At 67.7% G+C, this 18,779-nt stretch carries 17 protein-coding genes, 1 pseudogene and 1 riboswitch; of the genes and pseudogenes, 16 read left to right on the top strand and 2 right to left on the bottom strand.

All coding sequences use genetic code 11. From position 1 onward, the window contains the following. Positions 1–4 precede the first annotated feature (4 nt). The 8 genes and pseudogenes from Q9293_RS15880 (at position 5) to Q9293_RS18745 (ending at position 6,834) form a co-directional block, all read left to right on the top strand. Complete coding sequence (locus Q9293_RS15880; RefSeq protein WP_372342224.1) at positions 5–727, top strand: phosphoadenylyl-sulfate reductase; 723 nt, start codon at positions 5–7, stop codon at positions 725–727. After that, entirely contained in the window at positions 724–1,650 is a 927-nt protein-coding gene (cysD, locus tag Q9293_RS15885; RefSeq protein WP_306248210.1) for a sulfate adenylyltransferase subunit CysD, read from the top strand. The genes Q9293_RS15880 and cysD overlap by 4 nt, the downstream gene beginning before the upstream one ends. Continuing rightward, a complete protein-coding gene (locus tag Q9293_RS15890; RefSeq protein WP_306248211.1) occupies positions 1,650–2,942 on the top strand; it encodes a sulfate adenylyltransferase subunit 1 in 1,293 nt (430 codons plus the stop codon). The genes cysD and Q9293_RS15890 overlap by 1 nt, the downstream gene beginning before the upstream one ends. A 120-nt stretch (positions 2,943–3,062) precedes the next feature. Continuing rightward, complete coding sequence (locus Q9293_RS15895) at positions 3,063–4,061, top strand: sulfate ABC transporter substrate-binding protein (RefSeq protein ID WP_306248213.1); 999 nt, start codon at positions 3,063–3,065, stop codon at positions 4,059–4,061. A 7-nt stretch (positions 4,062–4,068) separates the two neighbouring features. Beyond that, positions 4,069–4,902, top strand: a complete 834-nt coding sequence (gene cysT / locus Q9293_RS15900) for a sulfate ABC transporter permease subunit CysT (protein ID WP_306248214.1) — start codon at positions 4,069–4,071, stop codon at positions 4,900–4,902. After that, positions 4,895–5,752 carry a sulfate ABC transporter permease subunit CysW gene (cysW, locus tag Q9293_RS15905; protein WP_306248216.1) on the top strand — a complete coding sequence of 286 codons (858 nt, stop codon included), beginning with the start codon at positions 4,895–4,897 and terminating at the stop codon, positions 5,750–5,752. The genes cysT and cysW overlap by 8 nt, the downstream gene beginning before the upstream one ends. Further along, positions 5,749–6,411 (top strand): annotated as a pseudogene (locus Q9293_RS18740) (sulfate/molybdate ABC transporter ATP-binding protein); the annotation flags it as partial. The gene cysW and the pseudogene Q9293_RS18740, both read left to right, overlap by 4 nt. Positions 6,412–6,525: 114 nt before the next feature. Next, entirely contained in the window at positions 6,526–6,834 is a 309-nt protein-coding gene (locus Q9293_RS18745; protein ID WP_372342225.1) for a TOBE-like domain-containing protein, read from the top strand. 361 nt (positions 6,835–7,195) lie between these two features. Here Q9293_RS18745 and Q9293_RS15915 read toward each other — a convergent pair whose 3' ends face one another. Beyond that, positions 7,196–9,202 carry a molybdopterin oxidoreductase family protein gene (locus tag Q9293_RS15915; RefSeq protein ID WP_306248220.1) on the bottom strand — a complete coding sequence of 669 codons (2,007 nt, stop codon included), beginning with the start codon at positions 9,200–9,202 and terminating at the stop codon, positions 7,196–7,198. 92 nt (positions 9,203–9,294) lie between these two features. Next, positions 9,295–9,399: riboswitch (SAM riboswitch) on the top strand. A gap of 127 nt (positions 9,400–9,526) precedes the next feature. Between Q9293_RS15915 and Q9293_RS15920 the strand changes: the two genes are divergently transcribed. The 4 genes from Q9293_RS15920 to Q9293_RS15935 are packed head-to-tail and all read left to right on the top strand — an operon-like array spanning position 9,527 to position 13,986. Beyond that, entirely contained in the window at positions 9,527–10,813 is a 1,287-nt protein-coding gene (locus tag Q9293_RS15920; protein ID WP_306248221.1) for an O-acetylhomoserine aminocarboxypropyltransferase/cysteine synthase family protein, read from the top strand. Between the two features lie 7 nt (positions 10,814–10,820). Beyond that, positions 10,821–11,756, top strand: a complete 936-nt coding sequence (gene metA, locus Q9293_RS15925) for a homoserine O-succinyltransferase (RefSeq protein WP_306248222.1) — start codon at positions 10,821–10,823, stop codon at positions 11,754–11,756. Next, complete coding sequence (locus Q9293_RS15930; RefSeq protein ID WP_306248223.1) at positions 11,753–13,225, top strand: aspartate kinase; 1,473 nt, start codon at positions 11,753–11,755, stop codon at positions 13,223–13,225. Before metA ends, Q9293_RS15930 begins: the two co-directional genes overlap by 4 nt. After that, entirely contained in the window at positions 13,222–13,986 is a 765-nt protein-coding gene (locus Q9293_RS15935) for an SDR family NAD(P)-dependent oxidoreductase (RefSeq protein ID WP_306248225.1), read from the top strand. Before Q9293_RS15930 ends, Q9293_RS15935 begins: the two co-directional genes overlap by 4 nt. Positions 13,987–14,014: 28 nt before the next feature. Here Q9293_RS15935 and Q9293_RS15940 read toward each other — a convergent pair whose 3' ends face one another. Then, on the bottom strand, positions 14,015–14,245 hold the full coding sequence (locus Q9293_RS15940; RefSeq protein WP_306248227.1) for a hypothetical protein: 231 nt from the start codon (positions 14,243–14,245) through the stop codon (positions 14,015–14,017). A gap of 110 nt (positions 14,246–14,355) precedes the next feature. Between Q9293_RS15940 and Q9293_RS15945 the strand changes: the two genes are divergently transcribed. From Q9293_RS15945 to Q9293_RS15960, 4 genes are read left to right on the top strand one after another with little or no spacing between them, the layout of a single operon-like run. After that, entirely contained in the window at positions 14,356–15,108 is a 753-nt protein-coding gene (locus Q9293_RS15945) for an SDR family NAD(P)-dependent oxidoreductase (RefSeq protein ID WP_306248229.1), read from the top strand. Between the two features lie 2 nt (positions 15,109–15,110). Then, positions 15,111–16,064: a DUF4126 domain-containing protein gene (locus Q9293_RS15950; RefSeq protein ID WP_306248231.1), complete on the top strand. Its 954-nt coding sequence runs from the start codon at positions 15,111–15,113 to the stop codon at positions 16,062–16,064. Between the two features lie 56 nt (positions 16,065–16,120). Further along, positions 16,121–18,178, top strand: coding sequence for a M13 family metallopeptidase (locus Q9293_RS15955; protein ID WP_306248233.1), 2,058 nt, complete (start codon positions 16,121–16,123; stop codon positions 18,176–18,178). A gap of 8 nt (positions 18,179–18,186) precedes the next feature. After that, positions 18,187–18,774: an isochorismatase family protein gene (locus Q9293_RS15960; protein ID WP_306248234.1), complete on the top strand. Its 588-nt coding sequence runs from the start codon at positions 18,187–18,189 to the stop codon at positions 18,772–18,774. The last annotated feature ends 5 nt before the right edge of the window (positions 18,775–18,779 follow it).

The raw sequence follows: 18,779 nt of genomic DNA on the forward strand, positions 1-18,779 counted from the left end.
GGTCATGGACCTCAACGCCCGGTTCAAGGGCGCCAGCGCGGAACAGGTGCTGGCCTTCGCCGCCGAAACCTTCGGCAATCGCCTGGCCTTTGCCTGCAGCCTGGGCCTGGAGGATGTGGCCGTCGTCGATCTCCTGTCGCGGCTGCCCCGAGCGCCCCGCATCTTCTTCCTGGACACGGGCCGCCTGAACCCCGAAACCTACGACACCCTTTCGGCCCTTCGGCGCCGCTACAGCCTGCCCATCGAAACCTACTTCCCCCGCCACGAGGCCGTGGAAGCCTACGTCAACAGCCACGGCCCCAACGCCTTCTACCAGACGCTGGAGCTGCGGAAGGCCTGCTGCGCCATCCGCAAGCTGGAGCCCCTCTCCCGCGCCCTCACGGGCGCCGATGCCTGGATCACGGGCCTGCGCAGCGACCAGGCGCCCACGCGCACGGGCCTGGAGCGTTTCGAGATCGACAACGCCCACGGCGGCATCCTCAAGATCAACCCCCTGGCCGACTGGAGTCTGGAGCAGACCTGGGCTCATGTGCGCCAACACGAGGTGCCCTACAACCGCCTCCACGACCAGGGCTTCCCCAGCATCGGCTGCGCCCCCTGCACCCGCGCCGTGGGCCCCGGCGAAGACATCCGCGCCGGCCGCTGGTGGTGGGAAACCCCCGAGCACAAGGAATGCGGCCTGCACGCCAAAGATCCCTCACCGAAGACCCCTCAGGAAACCCGATGACCCCCGCCCTTCCGTCTGCCACGCCCACGCTCTCCCACCTCGACTGGCTCGAGGCCGAGGCCATCCACATCCTGCGTGAGGTGGCGGGCCAGTGCGCCAATCCCGTGCTGCTCTTCAGCGGCGGCAAGGACAGCCTCGTGCTGCTGCGCCTGGCGGAGAAGGCCTTCCGGCCCGGCCGCTTCCCGTTTCCGCTGCTGCACATCGACACCGGCCACAACTACGAGGAAGTGATCGCCTTTCGGGACCAGCGCGCCGCCGAGCTGGGCGAACGGCTCCTCGTGCGCAGCCTGGAGGATTCCATCCGCGAAGGCCGCATCGTGCTGAAGTCCCCCCTGGAGGCCCGCAACCGCCACCAGAGCGTCACCCTGCTGGATGCCATCGCCGAGTTCGGCTTTGATGCCTGCATCGGCGGTGCGCGGCGCGACGAGGAAAAGGCCAGGGCCAAGGAGCGCATCTTCTCCTTCCGCGACGCCTTCGGCCAGTGGGATCCCAAGAACCAGCGGCCCGAACTGTGGGATCTCTACAACGCCCGCATCGATCCCGGCGAAAACATCCGCGCCTTTCCCATCTCCAACTGGACGGAGCTGGATGTGTGGCAGTACATCGAGCGGGAGGGGCTGGAACTGCCCAGCATCTACTTCGCCCATGAACGCGAGGTGGTGGTGCGCAAGGATGGCGCGCTGGTGCCCGTCACGCCGCTCACACCCGCGAAGCCGGGCGACGACGTGCAGCACCTCTCCGTGCGCTTCCGCACCGTGGGCGACATCACCTGCACGGCCCCTGTGCGCAGCACGGCCCACACCGTGGCCGACATCCTGCTGGAGACCGCCACCACGGAACTCACCGAGCGGGGCGCCACCCGCCTGGACGACCAGACCAGCGAAGCCTCCATGGAACAGCGCAAGAAGGAGGGCTACTTCTGATGGCCATCTCGACTCCCATCGAACCCCAGGCAGACAGCCAGCCGATCCACGCGGACCTGGGCGTGCTGCGCTTCCTCACCTGCGGCAGCGTGGATGACGGCAAGAGCACGCTCATCGGGCGCCTGCTCTACGACAGCAAGGCCATCCTGGCCGACGCCCTTCAGGCCATCGAACGCACCAGCCAGAAGCGCGGCCATGCGGAAGTGGACTTGAGCCTGCTCACGGACGGCCTCCAGGCCGAGCGGGAACAGGGCATCACCATCGACGTGGCCTACCGCTACTTCAGCACGGGGAAACGCAGCTTCATCATCGCGGACGCGCCGGGCCACGAGCAGTACACGCGCAACATGGTGACCGCCGCCAGCACCGCCGACCTGGCGCTGATCCTGGTGGATGCCCGCAAGGGCGTGCTCACCCAGACCCGCCGCCACCTCACGCTGGCGCATCTCGTGGGCATCCGCCACCTGGTCGTCGTGGTCAACAAGATGGATCTGGTGGGCTACGACCAGGCCGTGTTCGAGCGCATCCGTGCCGATGTGCTTGCCTTCGCGCAGGAACTGGGCGCCGAGGACCTCACCTTCCTGCCCCTGTCCGCCCTCGCCGGAGATCTGGTGGTGGACCGCGGCGACAATTTGCCCTGGTACGAGGGCCCCACCCTCGTCGAGCTGCTGGAATCCGCTGCCCTGGAGGATGGCCGCGAGGAGCTGCCCTTCCGCCTCTCCGTGCAATGGGTGATCCGCCCCCATCAGGACTTCCGCGGCTACGCGGGGCGTGTGGCCTCGGGCCGCGTGAAGGTGGGCGATGCCCTCACGGTGCTGCCCTCGGGCCGCCACAGCCGCGTGAAGGCCATCCACCTCGGCGAGCGGCAGCTGGTCGAGGCCATCGTCGGTCAGAGCGTCACCCTTGAATTGGAGGATGACCTTGACATCTCCCGGGGCGACCTACTGGCCGATGCGGCGCAACCGCCGATCTCGGCCCGCAGCCTGGATGTGGACCTCTGCTGGCTGTCCGAGGCCCCGTCGCGGCCCGGGGGCCGCTACCTGCTGCGCCACGGCAGCCGCGAGACCCGCGCCATCCTCCATGGGACCGCCCAACGGCTGGATCTGAACAGCCTGCAACGGGAACTGGAAACGCGTCTGGCCATGAACGACATCGCGCAGCTCAACCTGAAACTCCAGCAGCCCCTGCCCGTCGACCCCTACCGGGAGAACCGCGCCACCGGCGCCTTCATCCTGGTGGACGAAACCACCCACGCCACCGTGGCCGCCGGCTTCATCCGCGGCGCCGAGTAGGCCCCACGCCAACCCCCAAGCAAGGAGACACCATGCGCTGTCCCTGTCGAAGCCGCATCCACGCCGCCCTTTCCAGACGCCCTTTTCTTCGACCCCACCCTCTTTCCTCGGATTGAACCCATGAATCGCATCACCCGCAGCCTCACCCTCATCGCCACCTTAGCCCTTGGCCTCCAGGCCCAGGAGGTGAAGCTTCTCAACGTGTCCTATGACCCCACCCGCGAGCTGTACCAGGATTTCAACGCCGCCTTCGCCAAGCAGTGGAAGGCCAAGACTGGCCAGACCGTCACCATCAATCAGTCCCACGGTGGCAGCGGCAAGCAGGCCCGCGCCGTCATCGACGGCCTGCAGGCCGACGTGGTGACCCTCGCCCTGGCGGGTGACATCGACGCCCTGGCGGAGAAGGGCGCTCTGCTGCCCGCCGACTGGCAGAAGAAGCTGCCCCAGAACAGCACGCCCTACACCTCCACCATCCTGTTCCTGGTGCGCAAGGGGAATCCCAAGGGCATCAAGGACTGGAACGATCTGGTGCGCCCCGGCATCCAGGTCATCCAGCCCAATCCCAAGACCAGCGGCGGCGCGCGCTGGAACTACCTCGCCGAGTACGGCCAGGCCCTCCGCGCCCCTGGCGGCAACGACGCCAAGGCCAAGGCCTACATCACCGCGGTCTACCGCAACGTGCCCGTGCTGGATTCCGGCGCCCGCGGGAGCACGACCACCTTCATCGAACGCGGCATCGGCGATGTTCTGGTGACCTGGGAGAACGAGGCCTTCCTCGCCCTCGAAGGCGCCACCAAGGACAAGTTCGACATCGTGGTGCCCAGCGTCAGCATCCTGGCCGAGCCGCCCGTGGCCCTGGTGGAAAAAGTGGCCGCCAAGCGCGGCACCACCGCCGTGGCCAAGGCCTACCTGGACTACCTCTACAGCGACGAAGGCCAGCGCATCGTGGCCAAGCACCACTTCCGCCCCCGCAACGAGAAGGCCGCCAGCGCCGCCAGTCACAGCTTTCCCAAGCTGAAGCTCTTCACCATCGATGAGGCCTTTGGCGGCTGGAAGAAGGCCCACGACATCCACTTCAAGGATGGCGGCCTCTTCGATCAGATCTCCGCCGTTCGCTAGGTTCTCCATGGCTTCCTCCACCCGCTCCCTCACGCGCCGCTCTCTCCCTGGTTTTGGCCTCAGCCTGGGCCTCACCCTGGCCTACCTCAGCGCCATCGTGCTGATTCCTCTGGCGGCCCTGGTCGTGAAGGCCAGCGGGGCGACCGTGGCCCAGGTGTGGCACACCGTCTCCGATCCCCGCGTACTGGCCTCCCTGCGGCTGAGCCTCTTGGCCAGCCTCGGAGGGGCCGTGCTGAACCTGGTGTTCGGCGTGCTCGTGGCCTGGGTGCTGGTGCGCTACACCTTCCCGGGCCAGCGGGTGGTGGATGCCATGGTCGACCTGCCCTTCGCCCTGCCCACGGCCGTGGCGGGCATCGCCCTCACCAAGCTCTACGCGCCGGAGGGCTGGCTCGGCCACCTGCTGCCCTTCAAGGTGGCTTATACGCCGCTGGGCGTGCTGGTGGCCCTCACCTTCATCGGCCTGCCCTTCGTGGTGCGCACCGTGCAGCCCGTGCTGGAGGAACTGGACGCCCAGCAGGAGGAGGCCGCCGCCTGCCTGGGTGCCAGCCGCTTCCAGACCCTGCGGCGGGTGGTGCTGCCGCATCTGGCGCCCGCCCTCCTCTCAGGTTTCACGCTGGCCTTCGCCCGGGCCCTGGGCGAGTACGGCTCCGTGGTGTTCATCAGCGGCAACCTGCCCTTCCGCACGGAGATCCCGCCCCTCCTCATCATCAGCAAGCTCGAGCAGTACGACTACATCGGCGCCACGGTGATCGCCACCCTGCTGCTGCTGATCTCCTTCGTGCTGCTCTTTGCCATCAACCGCCTGCAGGCCAGGCTGCACCCGGGGGCCGCCCGTGGCTGACTCACCGCGCATCTCCGTCGCCCGCCGCGAATCCCTGCCCGTCCGCTGGCTGCTCATCTTCGTGGCCCTGGGCTACCTCGCCCTCTTCCTCCTGGTGCCCCTGGCCGCCGTGTTCACCGAGGCCTTCAAGCAGGGCACCACCGCCTACCTCAAGGCCTTCGAGGATGCGGAAACCTGGCACGCCATCCGCCTCTCCCTGCTGGCCACGGGCATCGCCGTGACCCTCAACACGGCCTTCGGCCTCACGGCGGCCTGGCTGCTGGGTAAGTTCGACTTTAGGGGACGGAACCTGCTCACCAGCCTCATCGACCTTCCCTTCGCGGTGTCACCGGTGATCTCGGGCTTGGTCTTCGTGCTGCTCTTCGGCGCGCAGGGCTGGTTCGGACCCTGGCTGGCCGACCATGATGTGCGCCTCATCTTCGCCACGCCCGGCATCGTGCTGGCCACCACCTTCGTGACCTTTCCCTTCGTGGCCCGCGAGCTCACGCCGGTCATGCAGGCCAAGGGCTGCGACCAGGAGGAAGCCGCCCGCATGCTGGGCGCCAGCGGCTGGCAGACCTTCTGGCGGGTGACCGTGCCTTCGGTGAAGTGGGGCCTGCTCTACGGCGTGATTCTGTGCAGCGCGCGCGCCATGGGCGAATTCGGTGCCGTGAGCGTGGTCTCGGGCCACATCCGCGGCGAGACCAACACCCTGCCCCTCCACATCGAGACCCTCTACAACGAGTACCAGTTCGTCGCGGCCTTCGCCTGCGCCTCAGCCCTCAGCCTGCTGGCCCTGGTGACCCTGGCCCTCAAGGCCCTCGCCGAGCGGCGCCGTGATCAAAGCCTGAAACCCGAGACCCTCCCATGAGCATCCACATCGATTCCGTTTCCAAGCGCTTCGGCAGCTTCAATGCCCTGAAGGAGGTGTCCCTGGCCATTCCCGAGGGCCAGCTGGTGGCCCTGCTGGGGCCTTCGGGCTCGGGCAAGACCACCCTGCTGCGCATCATCGCGGGCCTGGAAGCACCCGATGTCGGCGGCGTGCGCATCCATGGCGACGCCAAGCCCTCCATCCACACCAAGCGGAAGGTGGGCTTCGTCTTCCAGCACTACGCCCTCTTCAGCCACATGACGGTCTTCGAGAACGTGGCTTTTGGCCTGCGCGTCCGGCCCCGCTGGGAGCGCCCCTCCAAGGCCGAGATCAAGGAGCGGGTGCAGAAGGTGCTCACCATGGTGCATCTCGATTGGGCCGGCCACCGCATGCCGGATCAGCTGAGCGGCGGCCAGCGCCAGCGCGTGGCCCTGGCCCGGGCCCTGGCCATCGAACCCGAGGTGCTGCTGCTGGACGAGCCCTTCGGCGCCCTCGACGCCCAGGTGCGGGCTGAGCTGCGCCAATGGCTGCGACGCCTCCACGAACAGACCGGCCTCACCTCCGTCTTTGTGACCCATGACCAGGAGGAGGCCATGGAGGTGGCGGATCGCATCGTGGTGCTTCACCAGGGGCGCATCGAGCAGGACGGGACGCCTCAGGAGGTCTACGACAACCCCGCCACGCCCTTCATCTACCAGTTCATCGGCCAGGTGAACCGCTTCCGCGGGCGCATCCGCAACGGCCACTTCCAGGTGGGTGAGGCCTCCGTCTCCGTGGCCGGGCCTGCCCATGAAGAAGGTGCGCGGGTGGAAGGCTACCTGCGCCCCCATGACCTGGACCTCGCCCTGGAAGCGAGTCCCGGTGCCCTGCCCGCCACCATCGTCCGCATCCAGTCCACGGGCCCCCTGGCCCGTGTGCGCCTCTCCGCCGCTCACGATCAGTCCGATCTGGAAGCCCACCTGACCACCGAGGAACTGGGTCAGCTCAACCTCGCCGTGGGCCAGAAGATCTTCGTGAAGCCCCGGCGCCTGGACCTCTTCCCGGACACCTCGCCCGTCACCGCGGAAGACTGGGTGATCTGAGCGGCGGTTCCCTTCTAGGCAACATTCAAAGCAATGCTTTGGCCGCACATGCGCGCGGGATTCAAAGGAATTGGAAACCCGCCATTCATCCGCGTTCATCCCTGTGAAACCGTGGCTGGAATGTTTCATTCGGATCCACCGATGGAAAGGAATGGAATAAGCGGAGGGTGGCAGAGGGGCGGAGGAAAGCGGAGAGCAGCATGTCGTTCTTCTCCGCTTTCCTCCGCACTTCCGCCTTCCTCTGCTTCCAAAATTCCTTTTCTTTTGGCCACAGATGCACACGGATTCACACGGATGAAAAGCCCCGGGTTCTCATCTGTGTTCATCCGTGTTCATCCGCGGCAACCCTGCTTTGCATGGATCAGGCCCGCTTCACCTCGATGCGGTTGTCGTAGAACGTGCTGCCACCGCCCCGATCCGTGAGCCGCTGGCTGGTCAGCGCGTTGACGGTGGCGCGTCCCTTGGAGAAGGCAGACCACGCCACACCTTCCACCACGGCCACGCCCTTGGGCACCCGTTCCGTGACTTCCGCCACCAACCTCACCTCGCCCCGATCATTGAAGGCGATCACCTCATCACCACCCGCGATGGCCCGCGCCTTGGCATCCTCCGGCGAGAGGCGCAGCGTCGAGGCGATCTTCCGCGCGGGCAGGTCTTCGCGTTCCTGGAAGGTGCTGTTCAGGCTGTAGAGGGAAGGCGCTGTCACCAGGGCCAGGGGATGGGGGTCGCCTTCCGAGTGGCTGGGCAGAGGCCTGGGCAGGGGCTCCGGCTCGCGCGGATTCAGAATCTCCACCTTGCCGCTGGGGGTCCCGAAGGGTGGGCGGCGGCCCGGCGGTTGCATGCGCACGACGCGGCCCTCGGCCAGAGCGCTGCGGTCCGCTCCTTCCAGCCAGGGATTCGAACCGGAGAGCAGGGCCTCGATCACCTCGTCCTCGCTCTGCCGAAACAGGGACTCCTCGAAACCCATGCGGGCCGCCAGGGCCTGGAAGGTGGCCCAGTTGGAGCGGCTCTCGCCCACGGGCGAAACCGCGGCGCGCACGCGCTGGAGGCCATAGTGACCGTAGGAGCGGTAGAGGTCCGGATGTTCGAGAGAACTCGTGGCGGGCAGCACAAGATCCGCGTAACGGGCTGTATCCGTGAGGAACCGCTCATGGACGACGGTGAAGAGATCCTCCCGCAGCAGCCCGGCGCGGACCGCACCCTGGTCCGGCGCCACGGCGGCAGGATTGGAATGGTAGACGTAGAGCGATTTCACCGGCCCTTCCGCCGCGGGGTCGAGCGCCGCGCCCAGCTGGTTCATGTTCACCAGCCGGGTGGGCCGGGCCTGGAAATCCTCCCGGATGAGCTGCTGCATGGGAACGGCCCCGCCGGTGGCGGTGCCCAGGAAGGCGCCGCCCGCCGGTTTGAGGTAGGCGCCCTGGAGCGCGGGCAGGCAGAGGATGAGGCGCGTGGTCATGGCGCCGTTGCCGTACCGCGTGATGCCACCTCCCACCTGGATCTGCGGGTTCAAGGCCGCACCGTAGGCCTCCGCGAACGCCCGCAGGGCGGCTTCATCGACGCCAGTCCGGGCCGCCACCACGGCAGGAGGGAACTGGGGAAGCACCTCCCGCGCGAAGGCCTCGAAGCCCACCACGTGCTGTCCAAGGAAGGCCTCGTCGAGGGCGCCGTTCTCCACCATCAGGTGCATCACACCTGCGGCCAGCACGCCGTCGGTGCCGGGACGAACCAGCAGCACATGATCCACCTGATCGGTGGTGGCGGTGCGGTAGGTCTCCACCGCCCACACCTTCGCGCCCCGGCGCCGGGCCTCACGCACGAACTGGAAGCCGTGCAGGTTGGTGGCCAGGGCGTTGATGCCCCAGAGCACCACCAGGTCCGCGCTCAATACCGCCTCGGGCTCCGGAGCGGGCGTGGTGCCCAGCACCGCGGCCTGGCCCGCGGCCTTCGCGGGTGTGCAGATGGTGCGGTCCAGCCGGGAGGCGCCGAGCCGGTGGAAGAAGGGGTGGCCCGCGTTCCGCTGCAGCAGACCCATGGTGCCCGCATAGGAGTAGGGCAGGATGGCTTCGCCGCCCCACTGGGCCAGGATGTCCTTCCAGCGCCGGGCGACCTCCTCCAGGGCCGCGTCCCAACTGATGGGTTCGAAGAGACCCTTGCCCTTGGGGCCCGTTCGCCGCAGCGGCGTCGTCAGGCGTTCGGGGGCATGCACACTGCGTTCGTAGCGGGCCATCTTGGGGCAGAGCGTGCCCTGGTTGTAGAAATGGTCGGGGTCGCCCTTCACGGACAGAGCCCGCCCATCTTCAACTTCCACCAGCATCCCGCAGGCGTCAGGGCAATCGAAGGGACAGACGGAACGGCGCCACTCAGCCATGCGAACACCCTTCAGAAGAACCGGGCCCCTTGACCCGAGATGGGGTTGTGCCACACTTGATGTTCGTACGAGTTCTTTGTCAGTTCCATAGCGAGTTATCCAGAAAGGTGGAGGGACGGGCCCTGTGAAACCTTGGCAACCTGCGAAAGCAAGGTGCCAATTCCTGCCGTGATCAATCGATTGCGGAGAGATGTCGAGCTGTGTCGAGACTGACAACACGCCGAAGGGGCCCGAGCAATCGGGCCCCTTCGGCTTTTTTGACTTTTCCTGGACTTGCTTGGACGACAGAGCCTCGGCTTTCTCACCTTCTTTTCAGGAGCCGCCATGAGCGCCACGCATCCTCAATTTGAAACCATCGCCCTCCACGGCGGCCAGGTCGCCGACAGCGACACCAAGAGCCGCGCCCTGCCCATCTACCAGACCACCAGCTACGTGTTCGATTCCGCCGAACACGGCGCCGCGCTCTTCAACCTGGAAGTGCCGGGTAACATCTACACCCGCATCATGAACCCCACCACGGCCGTGCTGGAAACACGGGTGGCCCAGCTGGAAGGCGGCATCGCGGGCCTGGCCGTGGCTTCAGGCCAGGCGGCCATCACGCTCACCCTCAACACGCTGCTGCGCGGCGGTGATCACATCGTGGCCGGCGACAACCTCTACGGCGGCACCTACAACCTGTTGCACCACACCCTGCCTCGCAACGGCATCACCACCACCTTCGTGGACTCTACGAAGCCCGAGGCCTTCCGCGCCGCGATCAAACCCGAAACCCGCGCCATCTACATCGAGGCCCTGGGCAACCCCAAGCTGGACGTGCCCGAATTCGAAGCCATCGCCGCCATCGCGAAGGCTGCCGGTGTGCCCCTCATCGTGGACAACACCCTGCCCAGCCCCTACCTGCTGAACCCCCTGGCCCTGGGCGCCAACATCGTCGTGCACAGCGCCACGAAATTCCTGGGCGGCCACGGCACCTCCGTGGCAGGCGTCATCGTGGATGGCGGCACCTTCGACTGGAAGAACGGCAAGTTCCCTGAGTTCACGGAACCCTTCGCCGCCTACCACGGCGCGGTGCTGGCCGATCTCGCGGGTCCCGCCGCCTTCATCACCAAGGCCCGCATCGAGGGCCTGCGCGACACCGGCGCCGCCCTCAGCCCCTTCAACGCCTTCCTCATTCTGCAGGGCATCGAGACCCTGCACCTGCGCTTGGAGCGCCACGGCGAAAACGCCCTCGCCATCGCCCAGTGGCTGGAGCAGCACCCCAAGGTGGCCTGGGTGAACTACCCCGGCCTCGCCAGCAACGCCAACCATGCCGCGGCCAGCCGTTACTTCCGCAAGGGCGCGGGCTTCGGCGGCATCCTCACCTTCGGCGTGAAGGGAGGTTTGGAGGCTGGCAAGGCCGTCATCAACGGGGTGGAGCTCTTCTCCCGCCTGGCCAATGTGGGCGACGCCAAGAGCCTGATCATCCATCCCGCCAGCACCACCCACCAGCAGCTGTCGAGCGCCGAGCGCGAAGCCACCGGCGTTACCGAGGATCTCATCCGCCTTTCCGTGGGCCTGGAGAACATCCAGGATCTCATCGCGGATCTGGACCTCGCGCTCTCCAAGGCCTGAGGACGCCATGCCCGTCAAGATCCCCAGCTCCCTGCCCGCCCGGGGCATTCTCGAAGCGGAGAACGTGTTCCTCATCGAGGAGCACCAGGCTCTGCAGCAGGACATCCGTCCCCTGCGCATCGCCATCCTCAACCTGATGCCCACCAAGGTGGCCACGGAAACCCAGTTCCTGCGGCTGCTCGGCAACTCGCCGTTGCAGCTGGAGGTAACGCTGCTGCACATGACCTCCCACACCTCGAAGAACACTTCCGCCGAACACCTGCTGGAGCACTACGTCTCCTTCGAGGAGGTGCGCCACCAGCGCTTCGATGGCCTCATCGTCACGGGGGCGCCCGTGGAGACCCTGCCCTTCGAGGAGGTGGACTACTGGCCGGAGCTGACCCAGGTGCTGGACTGGGCCAAGACCCACGTCTTCTCCTCCTTCTTCATCTGCTGGGGCGCCCAGGCGGCGCTGCATCACTACCATGGCGTGCCCAAGTATCCCCTGCCCGAGAAGACGTTCGGCGTGTTCTCCCACCAGCTGAAGGTGCGCAACGAGCGGCTGGTGCAGGGCTTTGACGACGAGTTCTTCGCGCCCCACTCGCGCCACACGGAAACCCGCCGCGAGGACATCCTGGCGCGGCCGGAACTGGTGCTCCTGGCGGAATCCGACGAGGCTGGCGTGTATCTGGTGCAGTCCGCGGATCGCCGACGGGTCTTCGTCACGGGCCATTCGGAATACGATCCCTGTACCTTGCAGGGCGAGTACGTCCGCGACCTCGGCAAGGGCCTGCCCATCGGCGTTCCCCGCAACTATTTCCCCGGCGACGATCCCAGCCGCGAACCGCTGGTGCGCTGGCGGGGCCACTCCAACCTGCTGTTCTCGAACTGGCTCAACTACTTCGTCTACCAGGAAGCGCCCTTCGACCTGGAACGCCCGGATGGGAAAGGAAAGCAGGCATGACCTTGAAAGTTCTCAAATTCGGCGGCAGCTCCGTGGGCAGTGCCGAAGCCCTCCGCCGCGCCGCGGGCATCGTCCGGGATGAGCTGCCTTCGGGCGGCCTGGTGGTGGTGTCGGCCCTCAAGGGCACCACGGATCAGATCATCGATGCCTGCGCGGCCGCAGGCCGCGGCGACCTGCCCCTGGCCCAATCCATCCTGGCCGCCCTGCAGGCGCGGCACCTCGGCGTGGCCACCGAACTGGGCCACCTGGAAGCCGTGCGCCCCGCCTGGGAGCCCCTCTTCGCGCGCTTGGAGCAGCTGCTCACGGGCATGGCCATGCTGGGCGAGGCCACGGCCCGGGCCCGCGACGCAGCCCTGGCCGTGGGCGAGACGCTGTCCGCGAATCTGGCCGCCTTCTGCTTCGGCGCCACCTTCCAGGATGTGCGCGAGGTCATGAAGACCGACTCCCGCTTCGGCAAGGCCCGTCCCCAGCTGGATGAGTTGCGCACCGCCGCGGCCCCCTGGCGCCAGGCCTTCAGCGATGGCGCTCTTTGGGTGACCCAGGGCTTCCTGGGCGCCTCACCCGAAGGGATCAGCACCACCCTGGGTCGCGGGGGTTCCGACACCAGCGCCACCCTGTTGGGCGAAGCGCTGGATGCCCAGGAAGTGCAGATCTGGACCGATGTCGATGGCGTGCTCACCGCCGACCCCAGCCTGGTGAAGGAAGCCCAGCCCATTCCCCAGATGAGCCTTGGAGAAGCAGAAGCCCTCAGCGCCTTCGGCGCCAAGGTGCTGCATGCGGATTCCCTGGCCCCCGGTGGCCGCGCGGGATTCCGCCTCGTGGTGGCCAACACGCTGCGCCCCGGCGCTTCCCGCACCGTGATCCTGCCCCATCCCCCCAGCCGCCCGGCGGGGGCCGTCACCTCCGTGGCCTACAAGGAGGGCATCAGCCTGCTGCGCTTTCCGGCCTCGGCGGGACTGGAACCGCCCCTGGAAGCGGCCCGCAGCCTGGAGGAAGCCGGCGCCCTGCGCTTCGGCCTCATCGCCAGCCCGGCAGGCACCCTGCTTGCGGTACGCCCAGAAACCCACGCGGCCACGGAGGTGCTGGGCACCCTCGCCAGCACCGGCGCCGCCTCGGGCCTGACCTGTGAATCCGGCTGGGCCGTGGTGGCCCTGGTGGGCGAAGGCCTGCGCGCCGATCCGGTCGCCGCCTTGCGCCATCTGGCCGCCCTGGGCCAGGAGCCCGTGGGCGGTCTGCTCACGGGCAGCAGCACGGTATCCATCGCCTTCCTCGTTCCCGAATCCCGGCTGGGCGATCTCATCCCCCGCCTTCACGACCGCTGTGTGCTCGGCACACAAGATTCCGGTGTGCTCGGCACACAAGATTCCGGTGTGCTCGGCACACAAGACCACCGTGTGCTGGGCACACGAGATCACCGCGTGCCCGGCACGTCAATTCAGGGCGTGCCTGGCACGCCGGAGCAACCATGACCCTCGATCTCTCCCACCACCGCGTCCTCGTCACCGGCGGCAGCCGGGGCATCGGCGCCGCCACCGTGCGCCTGCTCTCGGGCCTGGGCGCCCGCGTGGCCTTCACCTACCTGCGCCATGAGGACGAGGCCCTGCGCCTGCAGACCGAACTCACCGATCAGGGGCGTACCGTCCTGGCCATCCGCGCCGACCAGCGCCGCCGCGACGATGCGCAGGTGGCTGTGGCCACGGTGGAAGCCGCCTGGGGCGGGCTCGATGCCTTCGTGGGCAACGCGGGCATCTGGGCCGCCACCCCGGCGGAGCTGGAGGATGAAAGCGTGCTGCTGGACATCCTGGAAACCAACGTGACCGGCCTTTTCCGATGGCACGCCGAAGTGATCCCGGCCCTCAAGCGCGCCGGGGGCGGCAACCTGGTGCTGCTCTCGAGCACCGCCGGTCAGCGCGGCGAGGCAGGCCATGGGGCCTACGCCGCCAGCAAGGGCGCGGTCATCTCCCTGGTGAAGTCCCTGGCCCCGGAACTGGGCCCCCACGGCATCCGCGTGAACGCCGTGGCCCCCGGCTGGGTGGATACGGACATGAGCGCCTCGGCCCTGCGCACGGATGCCGCCCAGCGGGCCCGCATCGCGGCCAACTTCCCCTTGGGTCGCATTCCCGAAGCAGAGGACCTGGCCGGTCCCCTGGTCTTCCTCCTGAGCCCCTGGGCCGCCGCCATCACCGGCGAAGTGCTCAACGTGAACGGGGGCACCGTCCTCTGCGGCTAGAGGAGAGCCTCATGCTCAGGGACCCTTCTCAGCCCTGGCGCAGCAACCAGGCCGTGAGCCGGGAATGGAAGTCCTGAGGGTCCTCTAAGTCCGAGGGACGCAACCGGGCCGGGTGGGAAGGATCCCCCACCACCAGGGGAGCCGCCTCCAGCAGGTTGGGCAGGCGCTGGCCATCGGGAAGGGACCAAAGGGCCCCCCGGGCGTCGGCATCCCTGGGCTCAGACCCCTGCCGCCGCTCACCCCGAGTCTCACAGACCATTCCATTTCTCCCGTGGAATCTAAAAGATAGGCCTTCCGCCTCCCCGCGCCAGCCTTCCCCTGGCACCCTCTAGGGACGCGTCCAAACCATCAGCTTGGCGGGAGGTCCCCATGGCCCGAACGATCCTCATCACCGGCGGCTCCCGGGGCATCGGCCGGGCCTGCGCCCTGCACCTGGCCCGCACCGAGGCGGCCCATCTGGTCCTCCTGGGCCGGGATGCCGCCGGTTTGGCCGCCACCGCCGAAGCCGTCCACCAGGCCGGAGGCACTGCTGAAACCCATGGCGCCGATGTGACCGACCGGGCCCGGCTGGCGGAGGTGGCCCGTGCCCTGCCGCCTCTGCATGGCCTGGTGGCCGCCGCGGGCATTTCGGGCATGACGCCGGTGGATGGGGATTCGGATGCCTTCTTCGATCAGATCCTGGCGGCAGACCTCACGGGCCCCTGGAACACCGTGCGGGCCTTCCTGCCCCGAATGGGCCACGGGGGCCGCATCGTGCTGGTCTCCAGCGTGCTGGGCCGCTTCGGGGTGCCGGGCTACGGGGCCTACTGCGCCGCCAAGCATGGCCTCATCGGCCTGGCCAAGGCCCTGGCGCTTGAACTCATCGACCGCGGCATTGTGGTGAACGCCGTGGCTCCGGGCTGGGTGGACACGGACATGGCGCAGACCGGCATCCGCCAGATCGCCGCGGCCACGGGTCAGACCGAGGCCGCGTTCCGGGCCCAGGCCGAGGCCGCCGTCCCCGTGAAGCGTTTCTTCCAGCCCGAGGAGATCGCCCATGGCGTCGCCTGGCTGCTGAACCCGGCCAACACCATGCAGGTGGGCCAGTGCCTCAACCTGGATGGCGGGGTCGTACAGGTTTAGAGATGAACCCTCTGCAGACCCTCGTCGCCATCCTGGGCCTCTCGACGGTCTCGGGAATCAACCTCTACCTGACGGTGCTCCTGGTGGGCCTGGGCCAGCGCTTCGGCTGGATCCATGGCCTGCCCCCGGATCTGGCCATCCTCAGCCACCCTCTGGTGCTCGCTGTGGCGGGGCTCCTCTTCCTCCTGGAATTCCTGGCGGACAAGGTGCCCTTCGTGACGCCCCTCTGGGATGGGGTCCACACCTTCATCCGGCCTGTGGGCGGAGCCCTGCTGGCCCTGGGCGCGGCGGCGGACCTGCATCCCGTGGCCAAGGTACTGGCCATGCTGGCCGGCGGCACCATCGCCCTCAGCACCCATGGCAGCAAGATGGGCCTGCGCCTGCTGGCCCATGTGGCGCCCGAGCCCACCAGCCACATCGCCATCAGCGTGGCGGAGGATGTGGGCGTGGTGGCCCTGCTGGCACTGGCCTACAGCCATCCGGCCATCGCCCTGGCCGTGCTGGCCGCGATCCTGCTCGGCACGGCCCTGCTGCTGCCGCTGCTCCGGCGCAGCCTGGTGCTGGCGCTGCACGGCTGCCGCAGCGCGATGCGGGCCCTGGCCGGCATCGACAGCCGCCCTCAGCCCGTCCCCTGGGTGGAACTGGCGGCCCTGGAGCAGGGCATCGCGCCGCCTCCGGAGAACCCTTCCCTGGCCCTGCCCTGTTTCGCCCGCCGGGTGAAGGGGGTGCCCCGCTTTCAGTCGGCCTACCTGACGCGCGTGGACGGGCACTGGCACCTGATCTACCGGCGCTGGTTCCGCACCCGCAGCCTGCCCTTCGAGGGCGGGCCTCTGCGAACGTTCCCGGGCTTTCCCTGGGACCGGGCCCTGTTTCTCCGGGAAGGGAAACCCCAGCTGCTCCTCCTCGGGCGGGAGTGGCGCAGGGTCTTCCAGGCTGAGACCGGCGCGCAACTTTGAACCCCATCTTCCGGAAGCCGACCATCTGATCCACCATGTGGGTCCGAGGTTCTTTCATGCGCCGACTGATCACCCCCCTGGCCCTCTGTTTGACGGTTCCCGCCCTGGTGGCATCCGCCCCTAAACAAGGGGGTGCGGCCTCGCAGGGCCTCGATGTGGCAGGCATGGATCGCCGCGTGGCGCCCGGGGAGGATTTCTACGCCTACGCCAACGGTGCCTGGGTGAAGCGCACGGTGATCCCCGCGGACCGGGGCGCCTTCGGCGTGGGCGACGAGGTGGCGGATCTCACGGACAAGCGCACGGCCGCCCTCATCAAGGCCGCCGCCGCGTCCAAGGCGCCCACGGGCTCGGACCTGCGCAAGATCGGCGACTACTACACCAGCTTCATGGATGAAAAGGGCATCGAAGCCAAGGGCCTGAAGCCCCTCGCTCCGGCCTTCAAGGCCATCGCGGACATCCAGAACCGGCAGCAGCTGGCTCAGTATCTGGGTACCACCCTGCGTGCCGATGTCGATGTGCTGAACGCCACCAACTACTACACGGCGAACCTCTTCGGCCTCTGGGTGGCCCAGGATCTGGATGAGCCCACCCGCTATTCGCCCTTCCTCCTGCAGGGTGGCCTGGGCCTGCCGGAACGCAGCTATTACCTGGATCCCGCTGAGGGCATGGCCAAGGTGCGCACCCAGTATCTGGCCCACGTCACGGCCATGCTGAAGCTGGCGGGCCTCGCCGATCCGGCCACCCGCGCGGCGGCGGTGGTGGCGTTGGAAACCCGCATGGCCAAGGTGCACGCCAGCCGCGAGGAATCCGGCGATGTGCTGAAGGGCAACAACCACTGGAGCCGCGCCGATTTCGCGGCCAAAGCCCCGGGCCTCGATTGGGAGGCCTTCTTCGCCGCGGCCCAGCTCAAGCAGGCCGATACATTCGTGGTCTGGCAGCCTGCGGCCTTCACTGGCCTATCGGCCCTGACCGCCGAGGCTCCCCTCGACACTTGGAAGGACTACCTCACCTTCCACACGCTCCAGAGCCGCGTGCAGGTGCTGCCCAAGGCCGTCGTGAACCAATCCTTCTCCTTCTACGGCAAGGTGCTCAACGGCGCCACCCAGGCGAGGCCCCGCTGGCAGATTGGCGTCGCCGCGACCAACCAGGCCCTGGGCGAGGTGGTGGGCAAGGCCTTCGTCGCAAAGTATTTCCCGCCCGCCGAAAAGGCCCGCGCCGAGCAGATGGTGGCCCACATCATCGAAGCCTTCCGCGCCCGCATCGAACACCTGGATTGGATGTCGCCCGCCACCAAGGCCAAGGCCGTCGCCAAGCTGGCCACCCTCAAGGTGGGCGTGGGCTACCCGGACCGCTGGCAGGACTACAGCGGACTGGAGATCCTGGCCGGTGATGCCTTCGGCAACGCCGAGCGCGCGGGCCGCTTTGAATACCTGCGCAACGTGAAGAAGCTGGGCCAACCCATCGACCGCACCGAATGGGTGATGACGCCGCAGACCGTGAACGCCGTGAACCTGCCGGTGATGAACGCCCTCAACTTCCCCGCGGCCATCCTGCAGCCGCCCTACTTCGATCCCAAGCGCCCCATGGTCATGGACTACGGCTCCATCGGCGCCGTCATCGGCCACGAGATCAGCCACAGCTTCGATGATTCCGGCTCGCTCTTCGATGCCACCGGCAAGCTGAACAACTGGTGGACGCCCGAGGACCTCAAGCACTTCGAAGCCTCCGCCAACCAGCTGGTGAAGCAGTTCGACGCCTACCGCCCCTTCCCGGACATCCACATCAACGGCAAGCAGACGCTGGGCGAGAACATCGCCGATGTGGCAGGCCTGGCCGCCGCCTACGACGCCTACCTCCTCTCCCTGGGCGGCCAGCCCGCGCCGAAGGTGCACGGATTCACCGGCGACCAGCAGTTCTTCATCAGCTACGCCCAGAGCTGGCGCGAGAAGACACGCGAACCGCGGCTCCGCCAGCAGATCCTCACCGATGGCCACGCCCCCGCCGAATACCGGCCCTTCACCGTGCGCAACCTGGACAGCTGGTACACCGCCTTCCAGGTAAAACCGGGACAGGCCCTCTACCTCGAACCCAAAGACCGCGTGAAGGTCTGGTAGGAGTTTTCATGCCGCTTCTTGATGCCTCCCGCAGCATCCTGGTGCTCATCGATTTCCAGGGCAAGCTCGTGCACATGGTGCACCGCCCGGCCATGGTGCTGGAAACGGCGCGACGCCTCATGCGTCTCGCCGACCTCTTCGCCGTGCCCGTGGTGCTGACCGAGCAGTACCCCAAGGGCATCGGCCCCACCGAGGAAGGCTTGCGCGCCCTGTACGACGGCCTCAGCACGCCGAAGTACTTCCTGGAGAAGACCGCCTTCGGCTGCTGTGGCGACGCGGGGTTCGAGAGCCTCCTCCAGCAGGCGCGGCCGGGACTTCCGGCTGGGAAGCGCCAGGTGGTCATCGCGGGCATCGAGGCCCACGTCTGCGTCATGCAGACGGTGCTGGAGCTGCTGGCATCTGGCCATGAGGTGCACCTCTGCTGGGATGGCATCAGCGGCCGGGGCGAGGAATACCGTCGCCACGCCCTCGAGCGCATGGTTGCCGCGGGCGCCACGATCACCAACCATGAGTCCGTGGCCTTCGAGTGGGCCCGCGACAAGAACCATCCGCAGTTCAAGGCGCTCTCAGCGCTCATGAAGGAAGGCCAACCCTAGATCGA

The sequence above is a fragment of the Geothrix sp. PMB-07 genome (assembly GCF_030758935.1).
Lineage (GTDB): Bacteria > Acidobacteriota > Holophagae > Holophagales > Holophagaceae > Geothrix.